This window comes from Maricaulis sp. MIT060901, assembly GCF_047123815.1.
Classification (GTDB): domain Bacteria; phylum Pseudomonadota; class Alphaproteobacteria; order Caulobacterales; family Maricaulaceae; genus Maricaulis.
On record NZ_CP138920.1, the window covers coordinates 1,472,817 to 1,493,758 of the forward strand.

Genomic DNA, 20,942 nt, shown 5'->3' on the forward strand with positions numbered 1-20,942 from the left:
TTGGTCCGAACATTACGAAATCACGGCCTATTTCCGAACCCTGTGTAATCCGAGGCGTTTGGTCACGATCTCATCCACCTTGCGCGCGGGCAGCATGCGCGGCAGCGACCAGTTCATGAAGCGCTGCGGAACGATGGCATAGCGGAAGCGCGGTTTGGCATCGGAGAAGGCGCGAAAGACGCGGTCGGCGATCTTGGATGGCGGGAAGCCTTCAGGACCGGACTTGGACATGTAATTGCGCAAGCGTACCAGCGCGTCATAGAAGATCGAGTTTTCATAGGCCGAGACATCCACCTCGTCGGACTTGGCCCAGATCGGCGTCGCCACCGCACCGGGGCCGATAACCACAACCTGGATCCCGAACACATTGAGTTCGCGACGCAGGGATTTCGAGATCCCCTCCAAAGCATGTTTCGAGGCGGCATAAGGCGCGAGGAAGGGTGCACCCATCTCTCCGGCCATGGATGACATCATCACGATGCGGCCGGGAGGCCCCTCCAGCGAAAGATCCGCCCCCAAGAGCGGCCCGAAGGCCTGGGTCACGCGCACCTGGCCGGTGACATTAATGGCCATCTGGCGCTCGAAATCCTCGATCGGCAGCTCCAGCAACGGCCCCGCAACAGCCACGCCGGCATTATTGACCAGACCGTTGAGCGTGCGTCCGTTGAGCGCCTTGCGCACCTTGACGGCGGCCGCATCGATCGCCGCCGGATCCGTCACATCCATCAACAGGGGCGTAACCTTGTCACCAAAGGCGTCCGTCAGGCGCTTGGCGTCCTCATCCTTACGGACGGCGGCAAACACCTGCCAGCCCTTGCCAGTCAGTTTTTCAACGCAGGCATAGCCGATCCCGGTCGAAGCTCCGGTGACGACGGCGGTTTTTGGCTGTTTGGACATGGCGTTCTCCCTTTGCGGGCAAGCTAGTGTGTTTCCGGGCGAAAGCTATAGCGCTCTAGTCTTCGACAATCCCGGTGCGCTTGGCGATCATGCGATCAATCCATTTTTCCGGCAGGAGCTTGGGCAGGGTCCAGTTGGCGAAGCGCTGAGGAACAACCGCATAACGCAAGCGCGGCGCGGCCTCGGTCAGGGCCTTGTAAATCCGGTCCGCGATCACTTCCGGCTCCAGCCCATTGGCGCCGATATGGCTAAGATAATCACGAAATCCGACCATCGGCTTGTAGAGCGGGGAATTGTGATAGGGCGTGGCGTCCACCTCCTGGGCCTTTTCCCAGATCGGTGTCCGTACCGGCCCCGGCCCGACCATCACGACATCAATCCCGTAGTGCTGAAGCTCGATCCGCAGGGATTTGCAGAGGCCCTCAACGGCGTGTTTCGACGCCACGTAAGGGGCCATGAAGGGCGCACCGAGCTGACCGGCCACCGAGGACAGCATGATGATCCGGCCCGGCTTGCCCTGGCGTTCCGGATCCATGCCCAGCAATCCGCCAAAAGCCTGGGTCACCCGCATCACACCGATGACATTGACCTCCATCTGCCGCTGGAACTCCTCGATCGGCAATTCCATCGCGGGGCCGCCCAGGGCGATGCCGGCATTGTTGACGAGACCGGCAAGACGTTGCTCACCCATGGCGTCATGTACGGCGCGGGCCGCGTCAGCAACGGATTCCTCGTCGGTGACGTCCATGACCAGCGCCGTCACGCTGTCGCCAAAGGCATCGCTGACATCATCCGCCTCCGCCTGGTCCAGCACGGTTGCAAAGACATGCCAGCCTTCGCGCACCAGCCGGGCGGTAGTCGCTCGACCAATACCGCTGACAGCGCCGGTAACGACGCCGTGTCGCTTGGATTCAGACATGGTCACCCCTTTCTAGCCTGCCGGAGCTTAGGCCTGATTTGCGCGTCAGCCAAAACCGCCCGCCGCTGCGACCCATTCGCAACAAAATTAGCGTTTTCCTAATTCTGTCGGTATGTTGTCAGCGGCTTGCTGCGCTTGCGTTGACCCTGACATAAAGCGGCCTATTGTGCGCCTCAGACCCCTCTTAAACCGCAACGGGGCTTTGCGGTTACGTAAGCGGAACACTGAAGAAAGGCTGCCACATGTCTTCCGACTGGTCCGATCCGAGACCGATGTCGCCACACCTGCAGGTCTGGCGCTGGCATGCGACCATGGCGTCGTCCATCCTCCACCGCGCAACCGGTATCGCCAATTATGTTGGTGCTGTCGCGATTGCCATCTGGTTCATCCTGCTGGCGCTCGGCGCCGAGGGCGCTGTCGCGTTCCTGTTCGAGGGCTGGATGGCCTGGGTGACGCGCTTTGGCCTGATCGCCCTGACCTATTCGGTCAGCTATCACTGGCTCAATGGCCTGCGTCACCTATTATGGGATATCGGCAAGGGTTTTGATCCTAAAGGGTCGAACCGCCGCTCTGTCATGATCTTGCTCGGCGCGGTCATCCCGACCGCGCTGCTGTGGCTCAACCTGGGGAATTGATGATGTCTGATTATCGCACCCCGACTTCGAAAGTGCGCGGCCTCGGCGCCTCCGGCCACGGCGCCGGACACTGGATCGCCCACCGCGTTTCCTCTGTCGCCATGTTCCTGCTGGCGCCGGTCTTCGTATGGATGCTGGCCATGTCCGGCGCGCCGGACCCGGCTGCGACCCGGGAATTCCTGGCCTCGCCCGCCGGCGCCATTGTCACCCTGCTGACGTTGACTGCGGCCTTCTACCACATGCGTATGGGTATGCAGGTGGTGATCGAGGACTACATCCATAAAGCTGGCATGAAATTCACCCTGCTGATCGGCAATACGCTGCTGACAGCGGGACTGTGGCTCGCCACGGTTTTCTGCCTCGTCAAGATTGCGCTGTAACGGACAACACACATGGCCGAATACAACTGGATTGATCACACCTATGACGTCGTGGTCGTTGGCGCTGGCGGCTCCGGCCTGCGCGCCGCTCTCGGTGCTTCCCAGGCCGGTCTGAAGACCGCCTGTATCACCAAGGTTTTCCCGACCCGCTCCCACACGGTCGCAGCCCAGGGCGGCATTTCCGCCTCGCTCGGCAATATGGGTGAGGATGACTGGCGCTGGCACATGTACGACACCGTAAAGGGTTCGGACTGGCTGGGTGACCAGGACTCCATCGAATATCTCTGCCGTAACGCGCCGGACGCGGTCTACGAGCTGGAGCACTGGGGTGTGCCCTTCTCGCGCACCGAGGACGGCAAGATCTATCAGCGTGCCTTTGGCGGCATGACGCGCAATTTCGGCGAAGGCCCGGTCCAGCGGACCTGTGCAGCGGCAGACCGGACCGGTCACGCCATCCTGCACACGCTTTACGGCCAGTCCGTGCGCAATGAGACGGAATTCTTCATCGAGTATTTCGCCCTCGACCTGATCATGGACGATGACGGTGTCTGCCGCGGTATCACCGCCTGGAAGCTGGACGATGGAACGCTGCACCGTTTCCGCGCCCAGAAAGTGATCCTGGCGACCGGTGGTTACGGCCGTGCCTATTTCTCCGCGACTTCGGCGCACACCTGTACCGGTGATGGCAATGCCATGGTCCTTCGCGCTGGCCTGCCGCTGCAGGACATGGAGTTCGTGCAATTCCACCCGACCGGCATTTACGGCGCCGGCGTCCTCATCACCGAGGGGGCCCGCGGTGAAGGCGGCTATCTGACCAATTCCAATGGCGAACGCTTCATGGAGCGTTATGCCCCATCCGCGAAAGATCTCGCCTCCCGCGATGTCGTCTCACGCTCGATGACCGTCGAGATCCGCGAAGGTCGCGGTGTGGGCGCCAATGGCGATCACATCCACCTGCACCTGGATCACCTCGACCCGGCTATCCTGGCCGAGCGCCTGCCGGGCATCTCGGAAAGCGCCAAGGTCTTTGCCGGCGTTGATGTGACCAAGGCACCGATCCCGGTCCTGCCGACGGTTCACTATAATATGGGCGGCATCCCGACCAATTATCACGGCGAGGTGCTGACCAAGAAGGGCGATGACCCGGATGCGGTCGTGCCGGGCCTGATGGCTGTCGGTGAAGCGGCCTGTGTCTCTGTCCATGGTGCCAACCGCCTGGGCTCCAACTCGCTGATCGACCTTGTGGTCTTCGGTCGTGCGGCAGGCCTGCGGGTCGGTGAGACCGTGACACCGGGCGCGACCCAGCCGGAATTCAAGGCTTCTGAAGGCCAGAACACGCTGGATCGCCTCGACCGCTTCCGTAACGCCAAGGGCTCGACTCCGACGGCGAAGATCCGCCTGGAAATGCAGCGTTCGATGCAGACCAATTGTGCCGTCTTCCGTACCGGCGAGGTCCTCGATGAGGGCGTCGAGGCAATGAAGAACGTCTATTCCGGCATGCCGGACATTGGCATCAATGACCGCAGCATGGTCTGGAACACGGATCTGATGGAAACGCTCGAGCTGGACAATCTGATCAGCCAGGCAGCCGTCACCGTCAACGGTGCGGCCAACCGTGAAGAAAGCCGCGGCGCACACGCCCGCGAAGACTTCCCGGATCGCAATGATGATGAGTGGATGAAACACACGCTCGCCTGGTGTGACGAAAACGGCAAGGTCACCATCGACTACCGCCCGGTCCACACCTACACGATGTCCAACGACATTGCCTATATCGAGCCCAAGGCTCGGGTTTACTAGGGGAAGATCACCATGGTTCAGCTCACACTTCCCAAAGGCTCCCAGCCCAAGAAGGGCAAGTCCTGGCCCAAGCCGGACGGTGCCAAGAACACCCGCACTTTCCGGGTTTATCGATACGACCCGGAAAGCGAACAGGGCCCGTCCTGGGACACCTACAAGGTGGACATGGATGATTGCGGCCCGATGGTTCTCGATGCCCTGTTGTGGATCAAGAACAATGTCGATTCGACCCTGGCCTTCCGCCGCTCCTGTCGTGAGGGCGTGTGTGGCTCCTGTTCGATGAATATCGGCGGCCGCAACACCATCGCCTGCACCTCCGGCATCGAGGAGTATAACGGCACGATCACCGTCTCGCCGCTGCCGCACCAACCGGTGGTTCGCGACCTGGTGCCGGATCTGACACAATTCTACGCCCAGCACGCGGCGGTGAAGCCGTATCTGAAGACCGATACGCCGGCACCGGAGAAGGAGTGGCAACAATCCCCCGAGGATCGTGAAAAGCTGGACGGTCTTTACGAGTGCATCATGTGCGCCTCGTGCTCGACCTCCTGCCCGTCCTATTGGTGGAATGGCGACAAATACATGGGCCCGGCAGCCCTGTTGCAGGCCTATCGCTGGCTGGCGGACAGCCGCGATGAAGCCACCGGCGAGCGCCTGGACGATCTCAACGACCCGTTCAAGCTCTATCGCTGCCACACCATCATGAACTGCGCCCAGGTCTGCCCGAAGGGTCTCAACCCGGCAGAGGCGATCGGCGAGATCAAGCAGATGATGGTCGAGCGGGAAAGCTAGGCCTGCTGACTCAGCAGAACCAGAAAACCCCGCAGTGTCCGCTGCGGGGTTTTTGCTGTGTGCCCTTTATTCCCAGGCGATACGTTCACAAATATCGCGGAGCATGAGTGTCAGTTCGGCGTCAGTCCCGCCGTGCTCCGCGACATCGACAGGCTTTGCAAAGTCCAGTCGATACTTCGCGCCCTTCTTGCCCATCAGACCGTGGAAGATGGTCATGTCCTTTAGCTCCTCGTTTATCTGGGCAAGCAGGTAATAGAGGAGGGGCATGCGCTGGCGAACGGCGAGAGGGATAATCGGGGCCTTGAACTTGCGCGCCATGCTGACGGCCGTCGGGTGCCAGACCTTGTCCTTGAGCCGCCGCTCTTTCCAGTTCCACTCGGACATGCGTCCCGACGGAAAGATCACCACGCACTTGCCCGCCTTGAACTCGGCGAATGAACGCTTGAGCAATTCGCGTGACTGGGAGCGGTTTCGTTCATTGTCACGCCATTCGACCGGAATGATGCGCTCTTCCAGCCCGTGACAGACCTTGAGGGCATCGCGATTGGCGAAATAGACAGCATCCGGTCGCCGGGCCCTGATCGCGTCCCAGAGTGCCAACCCATCTGCAATCCCGCCGGGGTGATTGGCGACGATCACACATGCCCCCTCCTTGGGAATGTGCTCGAGCCCCGTCACATCCGTGTCCAGCGCGAGGAATTGGGACATCCATTCCAGGCATTGCGTGCCGGTCAGCCCGGCAATTTGGTCCGCCATCCACACCGCACGCCTGTAGCCAAGCATGGGATATCCCACCGCCTTGATCATCGGCCACAGAGGCGTGTGGATCAGTTTCGGTGCCCGGTCCTCGATCAGCGCGTCAACGACATGCTGCTCGGAAATGTAGACGGAATCAGTGTTTTCCATGCGTTGAACAAACTCCCAGCGCCTGTTTCGTGCAAGTCCGAACTGGCGATCGGGCCACAAAGGTTAACACGGTGTTTACAAACTGGCCCGGCATTTGCGTTGACCAGGGCAGGATTAACCGAGTGTTCACCATCGGGACGAGCCATGACCAAGACAGACACCCTGCCTGCCGGAAGCTTAAGAAAACTCCCAACCCAGCGCGAAAACGCCCGCGACGATCTCGTTGCAGACTATGTCGGCCTTCTCATGGACGAGACCAGCCGAGCCTTGCAGCTGGGGGAGAGCTGGATCGGCGCAGAGTGCGAGCGCCGCAAGGCTATTCTGGACACAACGGTGGGCGGTGACACAACTCCGCTCGATCTGCTGATCCTCGGCGATAAACTGGGCTTCTCCACGATGGCAGAACACTGGGCCACGGCCAGTGCTCGTCTCAAGATTGGCGGAGTGCTGTTGGTGAGCGCCGCCTCCCAGGCACCTGCGGCGCGCCTGTGCGACACCCTGTTCATCGACCCCAACTGGGCCTTCGAGGACATGATCGGTGGCGAAGTCGCCGTATTCCGTCGCATCCGCAAACCGCGGACGCAGCCGGACACGCTCAAGCCTGTCACGACGGACACGCCTGCGGCCACGGAGAAACCGGCAGGGCTGATGTCCGGCGTCATGCGGACCTTGTTCAAGGATCGCTCAGCACCGCTAGACCGGACGCGCTAGTCACCCGTCGCGATGTCGCAAAACTTTCACGTAATTTCGATCTAACGGTCATGCTTACGCCTTAACAGGCAGACATGACTGACCGTTTGAGTATTTCCGGTTTCTCGGCGCTTTCGCACCCTGTTCGTCTGGCCCTGTTCCGGACGCTGTGCCAGCGCGCGCCCGATACCGTGTCCGCAGGCGAACTCGCCAGCGGTTTCGACATCCCGCCATCGACGATGACGGGTCATCTCCAGGCGCTGGAACGCGCCGGCCTGATCCGCTCCCAGCGGCGCTCTCGCTTCATGCTGTACTCCCTGGATCATGACGGCACCCGGCAATTCCTGACATTCCTGCTCAAGGATTGCTGCGGTGATCAGCCGGATCTGCTAGCGGGTCTCGTTGAAAACAACGCAACCGTTCTCCAGGAAGCTTCATGACCTCGCGCCCTGTGTCGGTACTTATTCTCTGCACCGGCAATTCAGCTCGATCCATTCTCGCCGAAGCGCTTCTGCAGGGCCTTGCCGGGGATCGCATCATAGCCCTGTCGGCGGGCTCGCAGCCGAAAGGCGAAGTACATCCGGCGGCGCTGGAGCTGCTGCGGGCGCGTGGTTTCGATATCGGCGGTTTCCGCTCGAAAAGCTGGGACGAGTTTGACGATGCCAGTTTTGGCGGCCAGCTGGACTTCGTCTTCACCGTTTGTGACAGCGCAGCGGCAGAGGCCTGCCCGGTCTGGCCGGGTCATCCAATGACCGTGCACTGGGGCATTCCGGACCCCGCTGCGGTCGAGGACGCGGGTCCAGAGCAGCGCCGGGCTTTTGAAATCGCCTACGATCAGCTTAAACAGCGCATTAAAGCCTTCCTGGCCATCGACAACCTCGATCCGGCCCGCGAAGGCCTGAAGGCCGAGCTCCAGGCAATCGGTCGTCTCTGAGGGACGCAGACACATGATCGCACGCGCACTGGCCGAAGCCATCGGAACTTTCTTCCTGCTCGTCGCCGTCATCGGCAGCGGCATTATGGCAGAGAGTTTGACCAATGACATTGCCCTGGCCCTGCTGGCCAATGCCCTGGCAACAGGTGCAGCGCTGGTCGTGCTGATCACCACATTGGGTCCGGTCTCCGGCGCCCATTTCAACCCGGCCGTCTCGCTGGTGATGCTGCTGCGCGGAGAATTGAAGTCGAGCGAAATGGCGGTTTACATCGCCTCCCAGATTGGCGCCGGTCTGCTGGCAGTGCTCGTCACGCATTTCATGTTCGAACACAGCCTGCTCCAGTTCTCGACAACTTCACGCACCGGCCTGGCGCAATACGGATCGGAATTCCTCGCTACTTTTGGTCTGGTTTTCTTCATTCTCCTCGGTGTCAGGCACAATGCCCGCGCCGTGCCATGGATCGTCGGCCTATACATTACCGGCGCCTACTGGTTCACTTCTTCAACAAGCTTCGCGAATCCAGCCGTCACCATTGCCCGCAGCTTCACGGACACGTTTGCCGGCATAGATCCCGGCCACGCCCCGCTCTTCATCGTCATGCAGATTCTCGGTGCGATCGCGGCCTGGCTCGTAGCCAAACCGCTGACGCGCTAGTCGATATCGGTTCCGATCCCCGGACCACCGCGGCCACCTGGACCACCTCGCCCGCGATCACCCCGACCGCCACGTCCCTGTCCGCGCTGGCGCGTTCCAGCACCAACCCTGCGGTCCTGTACCAGTTGAGCGCATTCCGGTGTCAGGGCTTCCGCCTGCATGGGCTCGACGACAAATATCGCCGCCTCCTCAAGAATCCCTGCCCGTTCAGACACGCTGACAGCAGCAAGCAGGTTGGCCTCCAACGTGTCGGGAATGCGGTTGATGCCATAGGCCCGATCCCGCGAGTTTCGTGTATAGACGCTGGCCCAATAGACCCCGCGCTCGATCGCTTGCGGTGATCCGACATCCCAGTAGGCGCGCGCCAGCTCAGCCTGGGCAGCGCCCCAGCCGGCACTGGCCGCAATCTCGAGGCGCTCGAAACCCTCGGTCAGATGTTCCGGTCGCATGATGTCGGGCGTGGTCTCGGCATCCGCCAGACGTATAAGGCTGTTTCCGGCCAGGTATTGTGCGATCTCATACCCGTGACCTTGTCCAGCGACGCAGCGCAGGATCGGCAGGGCGGCGTCGTATCGTTCACGGTCGACCAGGCGTGACGCCAGTGTAAATCCCGAAACCGGGCCCGCTCCGGCTTGCCCGGGCGCTTCTGCCCGACGTTCACCGCGTCGTCCTTCAGGCCCCGAGGTTGAACAGGCGGCCAGCAGAGTGACACTGGCGATGACTGAAATGGATCTAAACACGCTTGTCTCCGGATCTGTGCCCCGCAGTTCTACGCAGGAAACACAACAGTCCGTCGCGCAAAAAGAAACACCCGGCCGATTGGCCGGGTGTTCCCTTAAGACTCATGCATCGTGATTAGAACGGCATGCTGATGCCGATGGATGCACCGCTGTGGTCAATCATCTTACGGCGGTCCTCAATAAAGGCGCCAAAGCTGAAGGTCAGTCCGTTTTCGAACTCACGCTCGACCCCGACGGAGAACTCGTGCCAGGCCGAGTTCACATCGATGCGCTCCACAGCACCAAAGCTTACGCCCGGCGCGCCCTGGAAGGACGCAGAGTAGGACTCGATCTCGTCACCGTAATCCGTCGCCGCACCGATATAGGCAACCGGCGTGAAGCCAGCGAAGGTGCGCTGGGTGCTGAGATTGAAACCGATACGAGCGATAGAGCTGTCGACGGAACGACCGTCAATGATCAATGCTGGCGTGGATTGAACCGCCTGCACGCTATAGTCGAACGAAGTCGAGACATAGCTGGCAGTCGGAACAACCTGGATCGCCGCGTCTTCACCGGTCAGGCGGAAATCAGCGACGAGACCGAATGTGGTCGCCTCGCCGTCCATGTCCGCTGGAACAGCAGATGCCGCGGAACCAATGAGAACCGCACGATCCGCATCGATTTCATTGTCACCGAAGCTGTAGAAAGCGGACACGCCCATACGATCGCCCTGGTAACCACCAAAGAGGCTGTACTGCGTCGTCGTGGTCTTGCTCGTCAGCGACGGCAGGTTAGCCGGGTTGTCCATTTCAGAGCTGGCGAAACCGAACGCCGCACCGACCGACCAGCCGGAATCGAAGTTGGCTTCCAGACCGAACAGCGAGAACTCGCCGTCCAGCTCTGCAGTGCCGGCACCTTGGATGAGATCCACATCAGCGCCGATAACACCTACTTCTGCGAAGGCACGCAGGCCCGGACGGGTCGCCTCGTGATCACCACCATGGTTGTGGCGGAAGATCATCTTGGCACCAGCCTGCTGCAGCGGGTTGGTCGACCCGTCACGCTGCATCTCGGCAGATTGCATGGCGACAGCAAGATCCATCGCCGTGGAACCGCCGCTGCTGCGGATCTGGCCCATCAGGGCTTCGCTGAGCGTGTCAGAATGCACGCGGGCGGAGCGATCAAACATCACGGATTCAAACGGAGACAGTGAGTTCAGAGCTGCCCCGAGCGAGTCACCGGACAGCAAGTCCAGACGGCCATAGATGGCAGACAGGGCATCATAGTCCGTGTCACGAGCCGCATCCAACGCACCACCGAGGCTCGACTGGAAGGCGTTGGTATAGGTCACCTGCGTGCCGAAGCTATCAGCAGTGAGTTCAAGGTCGGCCTGACCGGCTGTGAGGTTCACCACCGGACGCAGAACACCCGGCAGATCAGTGACGCTTGCGAAGTTGCCGATGATGGAATCCGCCGTCAGGAAGGTGAATGTGTCACCGTAGCGCGGCAGATAACCACCCAGCGGATTGAAGACCAGACCACCATCAAGCGATACATCACCCGTGACGTTCAGGGTCGAGGAATCGGTGCCGTCAACATTGATCACAAGCATGCCTGCGCTGGACTGAACGTAGTCACCCCAGACATCAAGCGTGCCCGTGGACGACGCGGTACCCGGCATGACAGCGCCACCAATATTCCAGAGCGTCATGGTGTTGAGCGTGCCGGTACCGGTCAGAAGACCACCGGTCAGCATGTATTCGCGCGCATTCACGCGACCGCGCAGATCCACAATACCAGCAGACTGGTTGAACGAGATCAGCGTGTTGAAGGTCCAATCGGCGCCGATGTCAAAGCGTGCATTCGCATGCGACACGGTCATTGTGTCGACTTCGACATTCATATCGAGCGTCGTCGTACCTGCATTCGACAGATTCACGTTGAAGAAACGTGCGACGCTGGAGCTCGGATCATTGAAGGTGCCGTAGGTGCCGAAATGGTTGTTCGGAACCCAAGTACCCGGCGCGAGGTTCGAGGCGACACCGGTCAGACCGTCCTGGGTCGCAACAACACCACCGAAATTGGCGGCCAGATTAACATCCTGCACCTGGACTTCAGACGCTTTGTCACCCGGTGCCGTGGATACAGGCACGTTATTGTCCTGGACCTGTACGCCGGAACCCTTGCCAGTCAGACCCGGCAGATCCGCTACGCCGCGGAAATTGATGCCCAACCCAGCTGCAAGGGCAGCGAGTTGCTCGGCGTTCGGAGCCTGCGGCGCCGGAGGATTGCGGTGTGCATTCACTTCCGTGTCGAAAATCGTGCCAAAAGCACCATCCGTTGCGGTCATCGCCTCGATGGCGCTGGTCGGAGCCGTCGTGGACAGGCCGTTGACCGCATTACCGTTCTCATCGAGCACGAAATAGTTCGGATCCAGAGTCTGTTGCCAACGCGATGTGTCAGACCAGACACCGTCGCCCTCAGCCGCGGACGCGTAGACGTTCGGGTTCTGCGCGACAATCCAGTTCTGGTAGAGGAAGAGCGGATTATAATAGCTGATGTCGCCATAACCGCCATTCGGGCTGGTGAAGGTCCAACCGCCGGACAGAACGCCCAGGATCAGGTCCTGGCCGTTGAAGTTCGAGAAGAGCGCACTACCGGAATCGCCGCCTGCCGTACCGGCCTCACGAGCGGTCGCATCACCCGGGAACCAGTCCATATGATCACCGATCGCGATCGCGGAAGTGAAATCGAAGGTGGTGACACCAGCGAAGGGCGGCGTTGCACAGGTGATGTCATTCGGGCCCAGGTAAACCGTGCCGCGCGTACAATCATTCGCATTGCGATCCGGGCGATCGAAATCGGTATGATACATCATCTGCGAGCCAGACGGTCCGACGATGCTGGACCAGCTGCCCGGTGCAATACCGAACGTCGCGGTGAGGAAATCATCTTGGGAAATCAGCGCGTCGACCATGTTCTCACCGGCGCGACGTTTCCAGTCGATACCACCGACCGGGACAGTGCTGCCCGTACCATTGCCGCCGTAACCGACCATGTCGACGTGACGCGCTTCGCTGATCGCGGAGAAGAGCATACCATAGGTCGGCAAGCCGATCGCCGGCGTGTCCAGCGTCGCCATAGCTACGTCGGCACCCGGGAAAGAAAATCCGGTGTCCAGAACAGTTTGATACTGGAGGACGTTATAGACATGCATGTCCGGGTTGGACTGGAAGCTGTTGGCGAACCAGTTCTGGAAACCCGGCAGGGCATCCACGCCGAAGCTGAACGCCATCGGAATGGACCCGAACGTGCCGAACTGGGCATTCGGTGCGTTATCCGCACAGTGCGCAGCAAAAATGACCGTCCGTGCGTTGACCAGCTGACCGGTACAGACAAATCCGCCCGCATACATCATGCCGACGCCGGACCATCTGTTTTCCGTATCGACCATTCCGTCGACACCAACATCATCACGACCCGGCAGGGCGTGCGCGGTACTGGCGGCCATCGCCAGGATTGTTGCAGATGCAGTGATATTTAGAGCGCGCTTGAACGTGCTCCCGAAGCTCTTTTTGGACAAGGCTATCCCCCTTATGTTTTTCATGGTCCGCGGCAGGACGGAACATCGAGCACTAACCCTCGCGACCGGACAGGCAGCTCCCGGTAGCGCGACCGTCGGTTGCCGCATACTCATATTCTATAGACTTGTCGATATGGCACGTTCGTCAAGTCGAATTAACCATCCGCAATACTTCTTTTCACCAGGCGTTGTTCTGGTGCAACGATTACCGGTTTTCAGTCGATGACAAGATCGGGAAGTGCGGCTGCCTCTGCTCGACACAGGCTTCCAGCCGTATTAAGGGAGCCGCAAAGATCTTGCCCGTTCTGGGCACGTATTAGAACTATCAGGGGAGAGACGCGCATGAGCCGCGAGATTCATCACTTCGTGAACGGCAAATCCCATACCGGCAATTCCGGTCGTTATGGCGATGTCTTCAATCCCAGCACTGGCGAGGTGCAGGCCCGCGTCCAGCTCGCGACGACCGACGAGGTTGCCAATGCCGTGGAAGGTGCCAAGAAGGGCCAGGCGGTCTGGGCGGCCATGAACCCGCAGCGCCGCGCCCGCGTCCTGATGAAATACAAGATGCTCGTCGAAGCCGAGATGGACAGCCTGGCTGAACTCCTCTCCTCCGAGCACGGCAAGGTCATCGCCGACGCCAAGGGCGACCTGATCCGCGGTCTCGAGGTTGTCGAATTCGCCATGGGCGTGCCGCACCTGCTAAAGGGCGAATACACCGAGAGCGCCGGCACCGGTATTGACGTCTATTCCATGCGCCAGCCGCTGGGCGTGGTCGCTGGCATCTCGCCGTTCAACTTCCCGGCCATGATCCCGATGTGGTTCATGGGCATGGCGCTGTCCACCGGCAACGCCCTCGTGCTCAAGCCGTCGGAGAAGGACCCGTCCGTTCCCGTCCGTCTCGCCGAGCTGTGGATGGAAGCGGGCCTGCCGGAGGGCGTGCTGCAGATCGTCCACGGCGACAAGGAAGCCGTCGACGCCCTCCTGCACCATGACGACATCAAGGCTGTCAGCTTCGTCGGCTCCTCCAACATCGCCCAGTACATAGCTGCAACCTGTGCTGCCAATGGCAAGCGCTTCCAAGCCATGGGCGGCGCCAAGAACCACGGCATCATCATGCCGGACGCGGACATGGACCAGGTGGTCAAGGACTTCCTCGGCGCGGCTTACGGGTCTGCCGGCGAACGCTGCATGGCGCTGCCGGTCGCGGTTCCGGTTGGCAAGGATACGGCGGATGAGTTCGTCGCCCGCATGAAGGAAGAAGCCCAGAAGCTGAACGTCGGCGTCTCTACTGACCCGGACGCACATTACGGTCCGGTTGTCAGCGCGGCTCACAAGGCCAGCATCGAAAACTGGATCAGCAAGGGTGTCGAGGAAGGCGCGGACATGCTGCTCGACGGGCGCGGCTTCTCGCTACAGGGACACGAAAAGGGCTTCTTCATCGGTCCGACCCTGTTCGACCATGTCACCCCCGAGATGACCTCCTACCAGGAAGAGATCTTCGGCCCGGTTCTACAAGTGGTTCGCGCTGCCGATCTGGAAGAGGCCGCCGCTCTGCCAAGCCAGCACCAGTATGGCAATGGCGTCGCCATCTTCACGCGCAACGGCCTGGCCGCGCGCGAGTTCGCTTCCAAGGTCAATGTCGGCATGGTCGGCATCAATGTGCCGATCCCGGTTCCTGTGGCCTACCACTCCTTTGGTGGCTGGAAGCGCTCCGCCTTCACCGACACCAACCAGTACGGTACGGATGGCATCCGCTTTTTCACCAAGATCAAGACGGTGACCCAGCGCTGGCCATCCGGCGAGATTGGGGACCAGGCCTTCGTCATTCCGACGATGCAGTAACAAGAAAGCCGCCCCTAGAGGGCGGCTTTTTTCTTGGCTTCTGCACGGCGGGCAGTTGCGGCAGTTTGAAGCCAGTCCAGTGCAGCCGCCACTTCATCAAACACCGCGACCTCGACATTGAGTTCCGGCATCTGTTTCCACACTGTCTCGTAATGCGCCTCGGTCCAGGCGTTCGGTGGCAAGAAGGCGATCGGCAGCTTGCGCTCGAGCGCAAACACAAAATTCTCGACGATCTCGGCCGAATAGGACGGCGTGCTGGTCACTTCGGTGACCCGCGCATCCACAAGCACAGCTGTGGCATCGCCCCCCGCAACGAGCTCCCGTACAGTCTCATGAGCCCAACCGGCCTCCTGACGGCTGAGCACGCCCCAGCTTGTCATCGAGACAAACGGCCCCTCTTCGAGAAGCTCTACCTTCACAGCCATACGCACCACCAAACACTATTCGTCTTGTTTTTTGTCCCATCGGGACAGCGGAGACCTACAGGGCAGCGGCAGGCCTTGCCAGTATTTGAAAATTCGATTCACCTACCACAGAAGGCATTCCGGGCTAGCTGCACTTCTTTCGCGAGCTGGCGATTTCCGCGCTCAGCCAGTCGCGCGCCTCTTCCTCATCGCGGAAGGTCTCAAGGCGCAAACCAAATGCTGAAACCGTTCCGAACAACAGGGCCACCTGCTCGTCGGGAAAGTCACTGGGCATGACCAGGGCTGCGGGGCGCGTCCCGATCATGGTCGCCGCGGTTTTCAGCGAACGCAGCCAGGTCTCGTGGGAGACATCCCAGCGGGCATGATCCATGACGTAGAGAAATCCGGAAGGATCAGTTTTCGCGACCTCGTCTGCCAGCATGCCTTCCTGGCTGCCCGCATCCGCTTCGGTGCGCTGTCCGGTCTGGTACACCAGGAGGATGCCGGTCTCGGCATCATACTCCAGCATCGCAATCATCGGCTTCGGGCGACCTTTGCGACCCAGTCCACGGCCTCCTCCAGTGTCGCAAAAACACGGACCGGCGTGCCATTGTTGAAGCCCGTCAGCTCCAGCAACATGGACTGGTCGGGTGTCACGCCACCATCGATGACATAGGCTGTTGGAACATGGGTGCCGATCTTTTCGAAATAGTCGGCAATCAGATCAATCCAGGCTTCCATGGGGATGTTGACCGTGTCGGCGCGTGTATCGATTACGACGCCGCGCGGATTGTTCGCGAAGACAGCGTCACGCGTGTCATCAATAGCCTGGTCGATATCTGCAGGTCGGATATCACCACTGCCAACCTGCAAAACGATGCGTTTCTCGGGCAGAAATCTGACACTGATCGGCATGCAATCCCCGCGCGAACGACTGCATGGCGTACAATATACGGAAGAAACTCCGGTTCAAGGCGCTTGCAGTAGTTTGCGGCTTTGGTCACCCTGTCCAGGAGGAGACTATTCATGCCCGCGTACGACTTCCGGACCGTTCCGCACATCCATATTGGCCGCGGTGCTTCGCGCCATCTGGCGCGCATTTGCGCGCCGCTGATCGGTTCGGCGAAACGTATCTTCCTGGTGACCGATAGCGGTGTTCGCGGCCACGGCCTCACAGATGCCGCTGTCACCAGCCTGCAAGCTGCCGGGCTTGAGGTCCTCATCTTCGATCAGGTGGTTGCTGATCCGCCCCGCGATGTGGTCCTAATGGCCGAGGACAAGGCCCGCGACTTTGGTGCTGAAATAGTCATCGGGCTTGGCGGTGGAAGCTCGATGGACACGGCGAAACTGATCGCTCTATTGCTCGGCTCGACACAGACTCTGGAAGACATGTACGGCGTCAACAATGCCACCGGCCCGCGCCTGCCGCTGGTGTTGATCCCGACAACGGCGGGTACCGGTTCCGAAGTCACTCCGATTTCCGTCATCACGATTGGTGAAAGCACCAAGATGGGCGTCAACGCCCCGCCACTCTATGCCGACATTGCTGTCCTCGATGCCGAGCTGACCCTGGGTTTACCGCGAGCGGTCACAGCAGCGACGGGCATCGATGCCATGGTACACGCCATCGAGGGCTTCACCTCCAAAATCGAAAAGAACGCCGTCTCTGACAGCCTGGCGCTGGCCGGATTGAAGAAACTTCACGGTGCCATCGAACGAGCCTGTTCGAATGGGGACGATATCGAAGCACGTGAAGACATGCTGACGGGCGCCCTGCTGGCCGGCCAGGCCTTTGCCAATGCGCCCGTCGGGGCCGTGCACGCGCTCGCCTATCCTCTGGGCGGGGTGTTTCACATCCCGCACGGACTATCCAATTCACTGATGCTGCCGCCGGTGCTGCGGTACAACGCTCAGGCCGCCGAACCTCTCTACGCGGAACTCGCCGAACATCTCGGCTTGCATGCCTCGACCGACGGGCTGGTCACCGAGATGGAGCGCATCGCTGACGAAGTTGGCATCGAGACCCGGTTGTCCCAGCTGGGCATCAGCCATAACGACCTGCCGCGACTGGCACAGGAAGCGATGGAAGTGAAACGCCTGTTGGTGAACAATCCTCGCGAGATGACGCTGGAAGCCGCCCAGGCTTGTTACGAGGCCGTGCTGTGATCGAAAAACGCTTGCGCGAGGACTACCGCCACTGGCTCTCTCAGCCGACCCGCTGGGCCGACAATGACATCTATGGCCATGTGAACAATGCGGCTTATTACGGGTTTTTCGACACCGCCGTGAATTGCTTCCTGATTGATGATGCCGGGCTGGATATCCATGCCGGTGCGGTGATCGGCCTGGTCGTGGAGACCGGCTGCAACTATTTCGCCCCGCTTGCCTATCCCCAGACGATCGAAACCGGGCTGCGCGTGGCGCGCATCGGCTCTTCGTCTGTGCAGTACGAACTTGGCCTCTTTGCGAAAGGCGAGAACGCCCCCGCCGCCCAGGGTCGGTTTGTCCATGTCTATGTTGATCGTGAAACCCGGCGCCCTGTGGTGCTTCCGGATGCCATGCGGTCCGCCCTGGAGAAAATCCATGCGTGAAGTCCGCCGCCCCGCCTTGCTTGCCGGGATCTGCACCCTGGCGCTGGCATTGATCATATTCGCCATCGTGCGCCACTGGCCGGGCTGATGTTACCAAGACCGATTGACGTTTACAGCGGACAGCGGCAAGAGGCCTGACATGCCTACGCCAATTGACATGTGGAAAGCGCGCGTGGCCGCCGGGGAGCTGTCCCCCGACGCGGCACAAGAACACGCGGCCGAGATTCTGACCATGTTGACCGTTCAGCTGGTCGAATGGAAATCCGGCCACAAACCGTTTTTTGGTCGCGCGAAACCTGCGCCCAAGGGCCTCTATCTCTGGGGTGGGGTGGGCCGGGGCAAATCCATGTTGATGGATTTGTTCTTCAAGGAGGCACCCGTTGCGAAAAAGCGCCGCGTTCACTTCCACGAATTCATGCAGGATGTGCACGCCCGGATCGGCGAGTGGCGTGGGCTGAAACCCGGCCAGCGCAAACGTCGCCCCGAATACGTGAAATCCGCCGGTGACGACCCGATTCCGCCGGTGGCCCGGGCGTTGGTCCGGAACGCAAAACTGCTGTGCTTCGATGAGTTCCAGGTCACCGATATCGCCGATGCGATGATCCTGGGTCGCTTGTTCGAAGCCATGTTTTCCGAAGGCATCGTGGTCGTTTCGACATCGAATCGACACCCTGACGCGCTCTACAAGGACGGCATCAACCGCCAGCTCTTTCTGCCTTTCATCGACTTCCTCAAGGACAGTCTCGACGTCTGTGAGATGGGCGGCGACACCGACCATCGGCTACGCCAGCTCGAGGCCGCGCCGGTCTATTACTGCCCGCTGGACGCCGAGGCGCAACTGGCGATGGATGATGCCTGGGAGCGCCTGACCCAGGGAGCCGCACCGCAATCCTGCCAGATCGAAGTGAATGGCCGGGCCCTGAAAGTCGCGCGCGAAGCCGCGGGCGTTGCACGGTTCACCTTCAAGGAGTTATGCGCCCAACCCCTTGGACCCGCCGACTTCCTGGCCATCGCGGCACGCTTCCATACGGTGCTTGTGGACAACACCCCGCGGCTCAGCCCCGACAAGCGTAACGAAGCCAAACGCTTCGTAACCTTGATCGACGCCCTCTACGAGGCTCGCACCAAACTGGTCATGAGCGCCGATGTAGAGCCCGTGGACCTCTATCCTGCCGGCGACGGAGCCTTTGAGTTCGAACGCACAGCGTCGCGCCTGATCGAAATGCGCACGCATGAATACCTGGCTGCTGAACGACAAGGCCCTGATCTTCAAAGCTGACCTGACCGCATTTTAACCCCCTGACCATGTGTCGAAAATCCCGACCTGCCACTGTCTCCTCGGGCGGCAGATCACCACGTCAGGGGGATAGACCATGATCATCAAAAACCGGCTGACGGGCCTGACCGTCGGCTTCGCCACTTGTACTTTGGCCCCATACCGGAACCGACTGGAGCGAGGCCGCCCTGCGCGAATGGATTGATGCACAGCCCTGAGCTGGCTCACCCTGAAAAGCATGATAGATCTCCCGAAGTTTTCCGGGAGGTTTTTCATGTCTCGCTCTATCGGTCTTGATGAAACGCTGACGGCCTATGTTCGCGGTGCCAATCGCCAGGAACATCCGGCGCTGGCAGCCTGCCGCGAGTTTACTGCCAATATGGGTCAGATCGCGCGCATGCAGATCTCACCCGAACAAGGCGCCTTTCTGCAACTCTGCGCCCGTCTGGCCAATGCCCGTACCGTGGTCGAGATCGGCGTTTTCACCGGCTATTCCTCGCTGGCGACCTTGCTGGTCATGCAGGAACTGCACGGTGACATGGCCAGGCTTTATGCCTGTGACATCAATGCGGACTATTTTCGCCAGTCAAAGCGCTTCTGGGACCAGGCTGGCGTGACCGGGCTGATCGACATGCGCCAGGGCGATGCCGTCGAGACCGCCAACACGCTCGTCGGTGAAATCCCGGGCGAGGTGGACATGATGTTCATCGATGCCGACAAGGCGAATTACGACACATATTACGAAGCTGGCCTGAAACTGCTGCGCTCAGGCGGGCTGATGCTACTGGACAATGTATTGTGGTCCGGCGACGTGGCCGACGAACGCAAGCGCGAAGGCGATCGCGACACACGCGCGCTTTACGACATTGCGGAGAAAATCCGCGAGGATGACCGCGTAGACATGGCCTTCACCGCCATCGGCGACGGCATTCTCATGGTCATCAAGCGCTAGTCAGCCGCCCTTCAAACAGGTTCTTGCGAGCCCGCAGGCCATCGGCCAGGAAGTTGAACAGGCTGCGAATGCGCGGCGAGGACAACAAGTCCTTGTGCGTCAACACCCAGACATCCCGGCTCGGCCAGGTCTGGTCCGGGATTATCCTCGCCAGGTCCGGCTGGGTGTCGGCCAGGGCACAGGGAAGAACGGCCATTCCAAGTCCTTGTCGGACAAGAGCTAATTGGCCCTCCATGCTTTCCGTGTTCCAGATCCGCGAATTGATCGACAGGCCACGATCCCGCGCCCAGGTTTCAAGCTCGCCCGGCTCACCCCAGCCGATCCACGGCAGGCTCATCCCCTGCGCCGCCAGGTCCTTGCGCGCATACAACGTCATGTGGAACGTGCCCGCGCGTCGCCCGATCAGGTGTTCCGGCGGCGTGTTGGAGCCGCGCACGGCGATGTCCGCCTCGCGCTTGGTCAGATTGGCCTCGGTCATCGAGACATCGATATCGAGATGCACATCGGGGTGGCTCTGGTGATACTCCGCCAGGATATCGCCGAGAAAGCCGCTCAGCATGTAAGGCGGGACAGTCAGACGAACCTCACCTTCCAGCTCCTCGCCGCCACCGATCAGGCGTCGCTCCAGCGAGTGCACATCCGTTTCGACCTTGCGCGCTGTGTCCAGCATCTGCTCGCCTGCAGGTGTCAGGATCAACCCGGTCGGCAAACGCTCGAACAGGCGCTGTCCAATGCGTTTTTCGAACGAGGCAATACGACGCGAAATCGTGCTCTGGTCCAGGCCCAGATCAGCCGATGCTGCCTGGGTGGAGCCGGCCTCGGCAGTTGCGAGGAAGGTTTGCAGGTCTCTCCAGTCCATAAAGGCAATCTAGTGTATGCCTCAGCGCATCACCACCCTGACGCGCGACTGATAACAGATGCGATTTTGCATGATAGACGTGATGGGTTCGAGAGTCCGATCAGCGTG

General features: G+C 60.6%; 22 protein-coding genes. 13 read left to right on the forward strand and 9 right to left on the reverse strand.

The window, feature by feature from the left end; genetic code table 11:
* Positions 1–27 precede the first annotated feature (27 nt).
* A complete protein-coding gene (locus SIC17_RS07210) occupies positions 28–897 on the reverse strand; it encodes an SDR family oxidoreductase (RefSeq protein WP_412546824.1) in 870 nt (289 codons plus the stop codon).
* Positions 898–952: 55 nt separating this feature from the next.
* The gene (locus SIC17_RS07215) at positions 953–1,816 is read right to left on the reverse strand and encodes an SDR family oxidoreductase (protein ID WP_412546825.1); all 864 of its coding nucleotides are present in this window, start codon (positions 1,814–1,816) and stop codon (positions 953–955) included.
* 272 nt (positions 1,817–2,088) lie between these two features.
* On the opposite strand from SIC17_RS07215, the gene sdhC reads away from it, so the two are divergent.
* The 4 genes from sdhC to SIC17_RS07235 are packed head-to-tail and all read left to right on the forward strand — an operon-like array spanning position 2,089 to position 5,423.
* Complete coding sequence (gene sdhC / locus SIC17_RS07220; RefSeq protein ID WP_412546826.1) at positions 2,089–2,451, forward strand: succinate dehydrogenase, cytochrome b556 subunit; 363 nt, start codon at positions 2,089–2,091, stop codon at positions 2,449–2,451.
* A gap of 2 nt (positions 2,452–2,453) precedes the next feature.
* Positions 2,454–2,831, forward strand: coding sequence for a succinate dehydrogenase, hydrophobic membrane anchor protein (sdhD, locus tag SIC17_RS07225; protein ID WP_291890753.1), 378 nt, complete (start codon positions 2,454–2,456; stop codon positions 2,829–2,831).
* A gap of 12 nt (positions 2,832–2,843) precedes the next feature.
* Positions 2,844–4,631 carry a succinate dehydrogenase flavoprotein subunit gene (gene sdhA, locus SIC17_RS07230; protein ID WP_291890754.1) on the forward strand — a complete coding sequence of 596 codons (1,788 nt, stop codon included), beginning with the start codon at positions 2,844–2,846 and terminating at the stop codon, positions 4,629–4,631.
* A 12-nt stretch (positions 4,632–4,643) separates the two neighbouring features.
* On the forward strand, positions 4,644–5,423 hold the full coding sequence (locus SIC17_RS07235; protein WP_291890755.1) for a succinate dehydrogenase iron-sulfur subunit: 780 nt from the start codon (positions 4,644–4,646) through the stop codon (positions 5,421–5,423).
* 66 nt (positions 5,424–5,489) lie between these two features.
* Here the strand turns inward: SIC17_RS07235 and SIC17_RS07240 are convergent, their stop codons facing one another.
* On the reverse strand, positions 5,490–6,329 hold the full coding sequence (locus SIC17_RS07240) for a 1-acyl-sn-glycerol-3-phosphate acyltransferase (protein ID WP_412546827.1): 840 nt from the start codon (positions 6,327–6,329) through the stop codon (positions 5,490–5,492).
* Between the two features lie 144 nt (positions 6,330–6,473).
* Here SIC17_RS07240 and SIC17_RS07245 point away from each other — a divergent pair, with 144 nt between their 5' ends.
* The 4 genes from SIC17_RS07245 to SIC17_RS07260 all read left to right on the forward strand — a co-directional run bounded on the left by SIC17_RS07245 (position 6,474) and on the right by SIC17_RS07260 (position 8,608).
* Positions 6,474–7,040 carry a hypothetical protein gene (locus tag SIC17_RS07245; protein ID WP_291890757.1) on the forward strand — a complete coding sequence of 189 codons (567 nt, stop codon included), beginning with the start codon at positions 6,474–6,476 and terminating at the stop codon, positions 7,038–7,040.
* Positions 7,041–7,114: 74 nt separating this feature from the next.
* The gene (locus SIC17_RS07250; protein WP_291890758.1) at positions 7,115–7,459 is read left to right on the forward strand and encodes an ArsR/SmtB family transcription factor; all 345 of its coding nucleotides are present in this window, start codon (positions 7,115–7,117) and stop codon (positions 7,457–7,459) included.
* The gene (locus tag SIC17_RS07255) at positions 7,456–7,953 is read left to right on the forward strand and encodes an arsenate reductase ArsC (protein ID WP_412546828.1); all 498 of its coding nucleotides are present in this window, start codon (positions 7,456–7,458) and stop codon (positions 7,951–7,953) included. Before SIC17_RS07250 ends, SIC17_RS07255 begins: the two co-directional genes overlap by 4 nt.
* A gap of 13 nt (positions 7,954–7,966) precedes the next feature.
* Positions 7,967–8,608 (forward strand): aquaporin, encoded by a 642-nt coding sequence (locus SIC17_RS07260; protein WP_412546829.1) that lies wholly within the window; start codon positions 7,967–7,969, stop codon positions 8,606–8,608.
* Here the strand turns inward: SIC17_RS07260 and SIC17_RS07265 are convergent.
* Together SIC17_RS07265 and SIC17_RS07270 are read right to left on the reverse strand one after the other, a co-directional pair.
* Positions 8,605–9,348, reverse strand: a complete 744-nt coding sequence (locus SIC17_RS07265) for a hypothetical protein (RefSeq protein ID WP_412546830.1) — start codon at positions 9,346–9,348, stop codon at positions 8,605–8,607. The genes SIC17_RS07260 and SIC17_RS07265 overlap by 4 nt on opposite strands.
* A 115-nt stretch (positions 9,349–9,463) precedes the next feature.
* Positions 9,464–12,910 carry an autotransporter domain-containing protein gene (locus SIC17_RS07270; RefSeq protein WP_412546831.1) on the reverse strand — a complete coding sequence of 1,149 codons (3,447 nt, stop codon included), beginning with the start codon at positions 12,908–12,910 and terminating at the stop codon, positions 9,464–9,466.
* Between the two features lie 342 nt (positions 12,911–13,252).
* Between SIC17_RS07270 and SIC17_RS07275 the strand changes: the two genes are divergently transcribed.
* A complete protein-coding gene (locus tag SIC17_RS07275; RefSeq protein WP_412546832.1) occupies positions 13,253–14,752 on the forward strand; it encodes a CoA-acylating methylmalonate-semialdehyde dehydrogenase in 1,500 nt (499 codons plus the stop codon).
* A gap of 14 nt (positions 14,753–14,766) precedes the next feature.
* On the opposite strand, the gene SIC17_RS07280 is transcribed toward SIC17_RS07275, so the two are convergent.
* The 3 genes from SIC17_RS07280 to SIC17_RS07290 form a co-directional block, all read right to left on the reverse strand.
* A complete protein-coding gene (locus tag SIC17_RS07280) occupies positions 14,767–15,177 on the reverse strand; it encodes a hypothetical protein (RefSeq protein ID WP_412546833.1) in 411 nt (136 codons plus the stop codon).
* A 124-nt stretch (positions 15,178–15,301) separates the two neighbouring features.
* Complete coding sequence (locus SIC17_RS07285; RefSeq protein WP_291890765.1) at positions 15,302–15,694, reverse strand: hypothetical protein; 393 nt, start codon at positions 15,692–15,694, stop codon at positions 15,302–15,304.
* Positions 15,691–16,071, reverse strand: coding sequence for a hypothetical protein (locus SIC17_RS07290; protein WP_291890766.1), 381 nt, complete (start codon positions 16,069–16,071; stop codon positions 15,691–15,693). The genes SIC17_RS07285 and SIC17_RS07290 overlap by 4 nt, the downstream gene beginning before the upstream one ends.
* A gap of 111 nt (positions 16,072–16,182) precedes the next feature.
* Between SIC17_RS07290 and SIC17_RS07295 the strand changes: the two genes are divergently transcribed.
* The 4 genes from SIC17_RS07295 (at position 16,183) to SIC17_RS07310 (ending at position 19,975) form a co-directional block, all read left to right on the forward strand.
* Positions 16,183–17,322 (forward strand): iron-containing alcohol dehydrogenase, encoded by a 1,140-nt coding sequence (locus tag SIC17_RS07295; RefSeq protein WP_291890767.1) that lies wholly within the window; start codon positions 16,183–16,185, stop codon positions 17,320–17,322.
* Complete coding sequence (locus tag SIC17_RS07300) at positions 17,319–17,747, forward strand: acyl-CoA thioesterase (protein ID WP_291890768.1); 429 nt, start codon at positions 17,319–17,321, stop codon at positions 17,745–17,747. The genes SIC17_RS07295 and SIC17_RS07300 overlap by 4 nt, the downstream gene beginning before the upstream one ends.
* Before the next feature lie 139 nt (positions 17,748–17,886).
* Positions 17,887–19,026 (forward strand): cell division protein ZapE, encoded by a 1,140-nt coding sequence (gene zapE / locus SIC17_RS07305; RefSeq protein WP_291890769.1) that lies wholly within the window; start codon positions 17,887–17,889, stop codon positions 19,024–19,026.
* Positions 19,027–19,297: 271 nt separating this feature from the next.
* Positions 19,298–19,975 (forward strand): O-methyltransferase, encoded by a 678-nt coding sequence (locus tag SIC17_RS07310; RefSeq protein WP_291890770.1) that lies wholly within the window; start codon positions 19,298–19,300, stop codon positions 19,973–19,975.
* Here SIC17_RS07310 and SIC17_RS07315 read toward each other — a convergent pair.
* Positions 19,965–20,834: a LysR family transcriptional regulator gene (locus SIC17_RS07315; protein ID WP_291890771.1), complete on the reverse strand. Its 870-nt coding sequence runs from the start codon at positions 20,832–20,834 to the stop codon at positions 19,965–19,967. The genes SIC17_RS07310 and SIC17_RS07315 overlap by 11 nt on opposite strands.
* Positions 20,835–20,942 lie beyond the last annotated feature (108 nt).

What these genes read in the sequence shown, in the direction of transcription:
- SIC17_RS07210 (WP_412546824.1), bottom strand. Translation starts at nt 897, where the DNA reads ATGTCCAAACAGCCAAAAACCGCCGTCGTCACCGGAGCTTCGACCGGG.
- SIC17_RS07215 (WP_412546825.1), bottom strand. Translation starts at nt 1,816, where the DNA reads ATGTCTGAATCCAAGCGACACGGCGTCGTTACCGGCGCTGTCAGCGGT.
- sdhC (WP_412546826.1), top strand. Translation starts at nt 2,089, where the DNA reads ATGTCGCCACACCTGCAGGTCTGGCGCTGGCATGCGACCATGGCGTCG.
- sdhD (WP_291890753.1), top strand. Translation starts at nt 2,454, where the DNA reads ATGTCTGATTATCGCACCCCGACTTCGAAAGTGCGCGGCCTCGGCGCC.
- sdhA (WP_291890754.1), top strand. Translation starts at nt 2,844, where the DNA reads ATGGCCGAATACAACTGGATTGATCACACCTATGACGTCGTGGTCGTT.
- SIC17_RS07235 (WP_291890755.1), top strand. Translation starts at nt 4,644, where the DNA reads ATGGTTCAGCTCACACTTCCCAAAGGCTCCCAGCCCAAGAAGGGCAAG.
- SIC17_RS07240 (WP_412546827.1), bottom strand. Translation starts at nt 6,329, where the DNA reads ATGGAAAACACTGATTCCGTCTACATTTCCGAGCAGCATGTCGTTGAC.
- SIC17_RS07245 (WP_291890757.1), top strand. Translation starts at nt 6,474, where the DNA reads ATGACCAAGACAGACACCCTGCCTGCCGGAAGCTTAAGAAAACTCCCA.
- SIC17_RS07250 (WP_291890758.1), top strand. Translation starts at nt 7,115, where the DNA reads ATGACTGACCGTTTGAGTATTTCCGGTTTCTCGGCGCTTTCGCACCCT.
- SIC17_RS07255 (WP_412546828.1), top strand. Translation starts at nt 7,456, where the DNA reads ATGACCTCGCGCCCTGTGTCGGTACTTATTCTCTGCACCGGCAATTCA.
- SIC17_RS07260 (WP_412546829.1), top strand. Translation starts at nt 7,967, where the DNA reads ATGATCGCACGCGCACTGGCCGAAGCCATCGGAACTTTCTTCCTGCTC.
- SIC17_RS07275 (WP_412546832.1), top strand. Translation starts at nt 13,253, where the DNA reads ATGAGCCGCGAGATTCATCACTTCGTGAACGGCAAATCCCATACCGGC.
- SIC17_RS07280 (WP_412546833.1), bottom strand. Translation starts at nt 15,177, where the DNA reads ATGGCTGTGAAGGTAGAGCTTCTCGAAGAGGGGCCGTTTGTCTCGATG.
- SIC17_RS07285 (WP_291890765.1), bottom strand. Translation starts at nt 15,694, where the DNA reads ATGATTGCGATGCTGGAGTATGATGCCGAGACCGGCATCCTCCTGGTG.
- SIC17_RS07290 (WP_291890766.1), bottom strand. Translation starts at nt 16,071, where the DNA reads ATGCCGATCAGTGTCAGATTTCTGCCCGAGAAACGCATCGTTTTGCAG.
- SIC17_RS07295 (WP_291890767.1), top strand. Translation starts at nt 16,183, where the DNA reads ATGCCCGCGTACGACTTCCGGACCGTTCCGCACATCCATATTGGCCGC.
- zapE (WP_291890769.1), top strand. Translation starts at nt 17,887, where the DNA reads ATGCCTACGCCAATTGACATGTGGAAAGCGCGCGTGGCCGCCGGGGAG.
- SIC17_RS07310 (WP_291890770.1), top strand. Translation starts at nt 19,298, where the DNA reads ATGTCTCGCTCTATCGGTCTTGATGAAACGCTGACGGCCTATGTTCGC.
- SIC17_RS07315 (WP_291890771.1), bottom strand. Translation starts at nt 20,834, where the DNA reads ATGGACTGGAGAGACCTGCAAACCTTCCTCGCAACTGCCGAGGCCGGC.